The organism is Idiomarina sp. UBA4206 (assembly GCF_002383015.1).
GTDB classification, from domain to species: domain Bacteria; phylum Pseudomonadota; class Gammaproteobacteria; order Enterobacterales; family Alteromonadaceae; genus Idiomarina; species Idiomarina abyssalis.
In genome coordinates this window covers 73,714-81,020 of the sequence record NZ_DFTS01000039.1, presented here as the reverse complement: position 1 = coordinate 81,020, position 7,307 = coordinate 73,714, and the positions used below count along the sequence as shown (strand labels likewise).

The 7,307-nt window shown below is 46.7% G+C and carries 8 protein-coding genes; 1 reads left to right on the top strand and 7 read right to left on the bottom strand.

The features are described 5' to 3' along the window. The 4 genes from B3180_RS08460 to B3180_RS08445 form a co-directional block, all read right to left on the bottom strand. Positions 1–317 (bottom strand): RNA polymerase sigma factor region1.1 domain-containing protein (locus tag B3180_RS08460; protein ID WP_286843999.1); only part of this gene is annotated, 317 nt, incomplete at its 3' end. A gap of 102 nt (positions 318–419) precedes the next feature. Beyond that, the gene (dnaG, locus tag B3180_RS08455; protein ID WP_222235805.1) at positions 420–2,165 is read right to left on the bottom strand and encodes a DNA primase; all 1,746 of its coding nucleotides are present in this window, start codon (positions 2,163–2,165) and stop codon (positions 420–422) included. A 138-nt stretch (positions 2,166–2,303) separates the two neighbouring features. Continuing rightward, on the bottom strand, positions 2,304–2,519 hold the full coding sequence (gene rpsU / locus B3180_RS08450; RefSeq protein ID WP_054489551.1) for a 30S ribosomal protein S21: 216 nt from the start codon (positions 2,517–2,519) through the stop codon (positions 2,304–2,306). A 56-nt stretch (positions 2,520–2,575) separates the two neighbouring features. Further along, a complete protein-coding gene (locus B3180_RS08445) occupies positions 2,576–3,334 on the bottom strand; it encodes a glycosyltransferase (protein ID WP_222235806.1) in 759 nt (252 codons plus the stop codon). 203 nt (positions 3,335–3,537) lie between these two features. Here B3180_RS08445 and B3180_RS08440 point away from each other — a divergent pair, with 203 nt between their 5' ends. Beyond that, positions 3,538–4,875, top strand: coding sequence for a serine/threonine protein kinase (locus B3180_RS08440; protein WP_278358422.1), 1,338 nt, complete (start codon positions 3,538–3,540; stop codon positions 4,873–4,875). Here the strand turns inward: B3180_RS08440 and tgt are convergent. From tgt to B3180_RS08425, 3 genes are all read right to left on the bottom strand, one after another. Beyond that, positions 4,851–5,966, bottom strand: coding sequence for a tRNA guanosine(34) transglycosylase Tgt (gene tgt, locus B3180_RS08435; RefSeq protein WP_054489688.1), 1,116 nt, complete (start codon positions 5,964–5,966; stop codon positions 4,851–4,853). The genes B3180_RS08440 and tgt overlap by 25 nt on opposite strands. A gap of 31 nt (positions 5,967–5,997) precedes the next feature. Further along, positions 5,998–7,053 (bottom strand): tRNA preQ1(34) S-adenosylmethionine ribosyltransferase-isomerase QueA, encoded by a 1,056-nt coding sequence (queA, locus tag B3180_RS08430; RefSeq protein WP_199494306.1) that lies wholly within the window; start codon positions 7,051–7,053, stop codon positions 5,998–6,000. 93 nt (positions 7,054–7,146) lie between these two features. Beyond that, positions 7,147–7,307 (bottom strand): inorganic phosphate transporter (locus B3180_RS08425; RefSeq protein ID WP_349677615.1); only part of this gene is annotated, 161 nt, incomplete at its 5' end.

Genomic DNA, 7,307 nt, shown 5'->3' with positions numbered 1-7,307 from the left:
CCCATTTCACGCATGTACATACGCACAGGGTCGGTCGTACGACCAATTTCACCGTCAACAGAAGCTAACGCCTGAGCGGCCTCTTCAGCAGCGTCTTCATCAGCAGCGCTTTCTGCCATCATCAGATCATCGGCATCGGGCGCGCTTTCAAAAACGCGGATCCCCATGTCGTTGATCATGCGAATAATGTCTTCAACCTGATCGGAATCAACAATTTCTTGCGGTAAATGGTCGTTGACTTCAGCAAATGTCAAAAACCCTTGCTCTTTGCCTTTCGCAATAAGGACCTTAAGTTGCGATTGCCGATTCTGCTGCATACAGACGTTCCACCTGTGACTGTGAATGTAGAGTATCCAAAATGACCAAACAGTATAACAGAATACTGACTTTTAAGCTAGCGTAAGACGCACCGGGATGTACTATCTTGCCTTACTTAAGTACTGAATGAGCGTCTGATATTCTTGACGTTCACCCCGGGTTAAAGCCCCTTTCTGCTCTTTCTTTAAAAGTGCGTTTGCACGCTGTTCCACATATTGGTCAATAAGATAAATAAATATATCGTTAAATTCTTGCTCAACGTTGTCTTCGTCGAGCTGATGCTGCCATAAAGCCAGCTTCTGTAAAGGCTGGTAATACTCGGTATCGCGCCACCCTTCTAAAACCTGCGCTGTCGTCATAGCTCGTTCTGCGCATTGTTTATGCAACGCTATGAGTAAATCGATACCATTGACTTGCAACTCCCGCAGTTCCTCTCTAACCGGAATTGACTGCGCTAGCTGAGGGTATTGAACCAGCAAAGCTATCGCCTTACGTAACGGAGTCATTTTAACGCTGTCTTTTGGCCGGGACTGACGCTGAGGCTTATCAAAATGACGTTCCAGTTGTGAGGTTTCACGACGAAGCTTCTCTGCCAACCGTTGCATTAAGGTATCGCGGTAGTAGTCACTCGCGACTTTCTCTATTAATGGTTTTGCAATGCTCAGCAATTGTGAGCGTCCGGCGTCAGAAGTAACATCAATATCCGCCTGTAAATGCTCAAAGAAATACTCAGTGAACGGTGTCGCTCGTTTTAATTGCTGTTCAAAAGCTTCTGCGCCATGTTCCCGCACGACAGAGTCCGGGTCTTCACCTTCCGGTAAAAACAAGAACGCCATATCCAGTCCGTCACGCAATAAGGGTAGTGCATTTTCTAATGCACGCCAGGCTGCGTCCCGACCTGCCCGGTCACCGTCATAACAGCAAACCACTCTTGGACTCGTACGGAATAAACGCTGTAATTGTTCACTTGTCGTTGCCGTTCCAAGTGATGCCACCGCATAATCAATACCAGCCTGCGACAAGGCAACAACGTCCATATAACCCTCGACAATGCAGACCTGTTCAGGCTTACGCACCGCCTGTTGCATATGCCAGTATCCGTAGAGTTCACTGCCTTTATGAAATAAGCGCGTTTCCGGCGAGTTCAGGTATTTAGGTCCGTCGCCGTCAATAATTCGTCCGCCAAAACCGACAACCCGACCGCGTCTGTCATGAATAGGAAACATGACCCGGTCACGGAAAAAGTCGTAATGCCGCCCTTTTTCATTACGATTAATGAGTTTTAACTCTAATAACTGTTGCCTTTGCGGCGCCGAACTACCGAACGTACTCAGCAAGCTGTCCCAGGCGTCCGGCGCATAGCCAATTTGAAAACGCTTTACCGTTTCACCGCTTAAACCGCGACCTTTTAGGTAATCAATAACCCGTTCAGAGTTTTCATGGTGTTTCAGCTGATGCTGAAAAAAGCGGGCTGTTTTGCTCATCAGCTCGGCATCGTCCCGCACTTGCTGTTGTTTCTTTTGAGCAAGCTCCGGGTTTTCCGCCTGTTCGCGCGGCACTTCAACCCCCATGATTCCCGCCAGCTCTTCCACTGCATCAGGAAAGTTTAAGCCGTCGAACTCCATCAGAAAATCAATGGCATTGCCATGCTGGCCACAACCAAAGCAATGGTAAAACTGCTTGTCCTGGCTAACCGTAAATGAGGGGGTCTTCTCGTTATGAAAAGGGCAACAGGCCTGATGATTTTTGCCGGCTTTTTTCAGCGGCACGCGGCTATCTACTATCTCGACAATGTCTGCTCGTTCAAGCAAATCATGAATAAAGCTTTTGGGGATCAAGCCTGCCATATTGTCTCAATATTAAAATTTTAAAAGCGTGAATTTGGAAAACAATAAAGTAGCAGAAACACGAAAGCCGCGACAATACAGTCACGGCTTTCAGCACTTTACGAAAAAGTGAACACTCAAATTGTCGTAAGTAATGTCTTAGTAAAGACGAGTACGACGAGCGTTTTCACGAGACAGTTTTTTCGCGTGACGCTTTACCGCAGCAGCTTTCTTGCGCTTACGCTCTGAAGTCGGCTTTTCGTAGTGCTCGCGACGACGGACTTCAGACAGAACACCTGCTTTTTCACAAGAGCGCTTAAAGCGACGCAAAGCTACGTCAAACGGCTCGTTTTCTTTCACTTTAACGACTGGCATTAAAAAATCACCTCGGATAAATTATCTGTTTCGGTTAAAAATTAACCACTACGGGTTCAATTGGTGCTGAATTGTACCGACTCAGAATCGCCTTGTAAAGTGTTATCCGATGCATCCCAACCAGAGTCATTATCGCTAAGCAGCTCGCGGACTGGCGTGGAATCGAGTAAGAGTGTACTGACTAAATCCTGTAAATTATTTGGTTTTTCTTTATACGCCAGTCCTAATTGCCAAAGTTGCGGGCCGACAGATTTAACGCTTCTCACCAAAAGCTCCGAAAAAACGACTGCCTGCGGGGTAGTTTTAACTTTCACTTCAGCCTTCAGCTGGTTCATTTCAGCTGCATTAACAGGGGACGTTCCGCGGTAGTTAAAAGCTATTCCCTTATCTGAAATATCAACCACCTTACCAGGCAGAGGATCGCCAAATTTATTATTCAGATTGAATTGCAGTGTCGCGTCGCAGTTTACCGCTATTCGTGGGGACGAACGTAACACTTGTACGTCAGCCTGTCTTGGATAGCTGACAAACAACAGCTTTTGTGGGTATTGTGTCATGTGAAGCACATCGACAACGCCTGTTATCTGTTCGCCATTTGGAGAGACGGTCTTTAATCCGATGGTTTTATCAGCAACCAAAAGCGGTAAAGTATCCTGCCAACAGTACTGCCGGGACAGCTCCAGAATAAGGTAGTCTGGATGTTGCTGCCCCACTAGCGTCATATTCAAACGCGTATAGCTGTCATTGTTCTTAATCTGGACTTCAACAAATTGCCTGAATCCACTGTTTGCTAAAACATCACTGTCTTCCTGCATCAGTGCTAACCCCTGCTTTATTATTTTTTTATGAAGCTCATCATAGCTTATATCTGCTACTTTTTAAGCACTGGCTCGATTATTTTTAATTGATGTCAATTGACGTCAACCCCAAAGTTAATGATGACTAGCCACTCAAAACCTGTTGTTTGATCATAGTCATAGTTAGACTGGATTTGAGCTTAACCAGTAAGGATACGAATTTGGCTGAAGCACATCCGGACAAAACATTTCCTTATCCAATACCGGCACGATACCAGTGCATAAAGTTATTGGGGCATGGTGGCAGTGGTCTGGTCTACAAAGCTTACGACCAGCGCTTAAAACGTGAGGTCGCAATTAAGTTTGCGCGCTCCCCGTCTATTGTCAGTCGCCATAGATTAGTCAATGAAGCGCGCCTTTTATCCAGCGTTAACCACCCTGCATTGTGCCGGGTGTTTGACATTGGTGAGCCTGACGTTTCCTCGTCGTCATTGTTCATGGTCTTAGAGTACATTGATGGTGAGCCCCTTAGTAAAGCTAAGGGCAGTATGTCGGCTAACGAGGCTATAAGTGTTACCAGCTCTTTAGTGGATGCGGTTTGCCGTATGCACGAAGCTGGTTACGCACACAACGACATTCATCCTCATAATATTATGATTCGCTCATCGGCGGAGGCTACCAAGGAATACCACAATAACGTTGCATTAGTTGACTTAAGCATTGCCGCTCCAAGCTCTCCACTAACCATTCAACGAGATATTTATCAGTTAAGTGCGTTGCTGCTGTTTTTGTTAACGGGAATGAAGCCCGAACCATTTTTTCAAAATTCAGTCGTACAGCGCAACCGGCTTCCATCGGGGCTGGGAGAAATTATAAAACGTGCACTTTCGCTGGAGCCGAATTCCAATTTTCGCAACTGTCGAGATTTTCAAAAGGCTCTGAACACCTGGTTCCATCGTTATAAATTGAAGCAACGTTTCTTGAAACTTGGTGCCGCCAATGCTGCCGCTCTGATTATCGTACTGGTTATGTTCGCGTTTTTGCGCGAACCAACCAATGCCTTTCTTTTTAAAAATTATTCAACCGACAAAAATCAGTATGCGCACGCAGTTGTTTTTGCACATTATTCCATACACTTAGTTAACGATGGTTATATTCAGCAGGCAACAGAGCAGGCTGAGCTAGCTTTGACGCACTTTGACGACGCTGTCAGTAATAACCCCGACAAGCTTCAATATCATGTTGAGCGCGCAAACTTCATCTTAAACTCGGAGCGTATTTTTAGTCAGGCCCAAATCACCACTATGTTACTTAACGCTGTTAATGAATTGGGTGAACCTGAACATTATGAAGATAAACCGGGAGCTTTTTATTTGAGAGCCAGAATGTATTTAGGCTTAGCCAAGCTTAATAGTGAACAGCCTCACTTGGTAAAACAGTGGGCGGACTCGGCATCGCAATCCGCTAAAGCAGCGATCAACAGTCAACCGAATGTCGATCGCTACCAAAAATTACACCGTCAAATAAGTCAGTATCAGTCCAGTGGTGGTACTGACTGATCTCTTAATCGATAGAACTCTTCTACGAACTCATCAAAGGTTCCCGCATCTAAAGCGTCACGCATGTCACTCATCACTTTTTGATAAAAGCGTAAGTTATGGATGGTGTTCAGGCGTGAGCCCAGCATCTCGTTAGTACGATCCAAATGATGCAGATACGCGCGAGAATAGTTTTTACACGTGTAGCAGTCACAGTTTTCATCTAACGGGGAGGTATCTGTGCGGTGCACAGCGTTACGAATTTTTACCACGCCCGAGCTAATAAACAAATGGCCGTTACGCGCATTACGGGTTGGCATAACACAGTCGAACATATCGATACCACGACGCACCGCTTCAACTAAGTCTTCTGGTTTACCCACACCCATTAAGTAGCGAGGTTTTTGCTCAGGCATTTGCGGCGCAGTGTGCTCTAAAATGCGCATCATGTCTTCTTTAGGCTCGCCAACCGACAAGCCACCAATAGCATAGCCATCGAACCCGATATCGGTCAGGCCTTTCAGAGAAATATCACGCAACTCTTCGTACATGCCGCCCTGAATAATGCCGAAAAGCGCGGCGTTATTGTCGCCGTGCTCCTGCTTCGAACGTTCGGCCCAACGCAGCGAAAGCTCCATTGAACTGCGGGCTTCTGCCTGCGTCGCAGGGAACGGTGTGCATTCATCAAATATCATGACAATATCGGAGCCCAGCTCACGCTGAACCTGCATAGACTTTTCAGGCGTTAAAAGAATTTTCTCACCGTTAATTGGCGAGCGGAAAGTCACGCCCTCTTCGGTAATTTTACGAAGCTCACCCAGACTAAAAACCTGAAAGCCACCTGAGTCGGTCAAAATAGGCTTGTCCCAGTTCATGAAGTCGTGCAGGTCACCGTGCTGCTGGATGATTTGTGTCCCCGGACGCAGCATTAAATGAAAGGTATTGCCCAGGCAAATTTGTGCGCCGGTTTCTTTCACTTCCTCTGGTGTCATGCCTTTTACCGTACCTAAAGTCCCAACAGGCATAAATGCCGGCGTTTCTACGGTTCCGCGTTCAAACACCATACGTCCGCGACGCGCGCGACCACTGGTTTTATCTAATTCAAATTTCATTGTCATAAGTATTCACTTCAGTGTATTAAATTTAGCGCTGTAACAGCATGGCATCGCCGTAGCTAAAGAATCGATAGCGCTCTTTAATGGCTTCATTATAAGCCTTCATAATCAAATCACGACCCGCAAATGCTGACACCAGCATAATGAGCGTGGACTCAGGTAAATGAAAGTTGGTTATCAAACTGTCGACAACTTTAAATTCATACCCCGGAAAGATAAAAATATCGGTGTCATCAAAAAACGGTTCAATGTCTTCTGACGCTGAAGCCTGAGCAGCTGACTCCAGCGAGCGAACAGAGGTAGTACCAACCGCCACCACCCGGCCGCCCGAAGCTTTAGCTTGCTTAATAGCATGACAGGTTTCGGCACTGACTTTGGCGTATTCGCTGTGCATTACATGGTCGTTAATGTCTTCAACACGCACTGGCTGAAAGGTTCCGGCGCCTACATGAAGGGTGACATAGGCAAAGTTCACGCCTTTATCCCGCAACTGCTGCAAAATTTCGTCGTCAAAGTGCAGGCCTGCGGTAGGTGCTGCAACGGCACCGGGTTCGCGGTTATAAACGGTTTGGTAGCGCTCTTTGTCAGAGCTTTCATCGGGGCGGTCGATATAAGGCGGCAATGGCATGTGCCCGTATTGTTCCAGCAGTTCCAGTACCGTTTCTTCGTGTTCAAATTTCAGTTCAAAAAGCGCATCATGCCGGGCCAGCATAGTGACTTTTACGTGGCCTTCTAACAGTAGCTCAGCACCTGCCTTTGGCGCACGATTAGCGCGAACATGAGCCAGTACACGATGGTCGTCCAGCAAACGTTCAACTAACACCTCTACTTTACCGCCAGAGACTTTTTCACCCAGTAACCGGGCCGGAATAACCCGAGTATCGTTAAACACCAGTAAATCACCCGCGTTTAACTCATCAACGATATTCCTGAACTGTTTGTGAGCAATGCTGTTTTCATTCGCATTCACCGACAATAGCCGGCTTGCACTGCGCTGCTCCTGCGGATAGCGGGCTATAAGTTCATCGGGTAGTTCGAATGAAAAGTCACTGACTTTTAAAGAAGAATGATTGGTATCTGACATGTCCGTGCTGCAATTGCGAGATGTAATGAAGCGCGGATTTTACTGGAAAGTGGACAGCCTGTCACTGTTACAGGCTGTCCGTTTATCGCAAGCTTAAGCTACACCGAAAATTGCTTTCAGAATGTAGAAGAAGATGATGGACATAATGGCACCTGCCGGCAAGGTAACAACCCATGAAATAACGATGTTGCGAACAACACCAAGATTCAGGGCCGCGATACCACGCGCCATACCAACACCCAATACTGCACCAA

Coding starts and splice junctions, on each gene's coding strand:
- rpsU (WP_054489551.1), bottom strand. CDS start 2,519: ATGCCAGTCGTTAAAGTGAAAGAAAACGAGCCGTTTGACGTAGCTTTG.
- tgt (WP_054489688.1), bottom strand. CDS start 5,966: ATGAAATTTGAATTAGATAAAACCAGTGGTCGCGCGCGTCGCGGACGT.
- B3180_RS08445 (WP_222235806.1), bottom strand. CDS start 3,334: ATGCAGGAAGACAGTGATGTTTTAGCAAACAGTGGATTCAGGCAATTT.
- dnaG (WP_222235805.1), bottom strand. CDS start 2,165: ATGGCAGGCTTGATCCCCAAAAGCTTTATTCATGATTTGCTTGAACGA.
- queA (WP_199494306.1), bottom strand. CDS start 7,053: ATGTCAGATACCAATCATTCTTCTTTAAAAGTCAGTGACTTTTCATTC.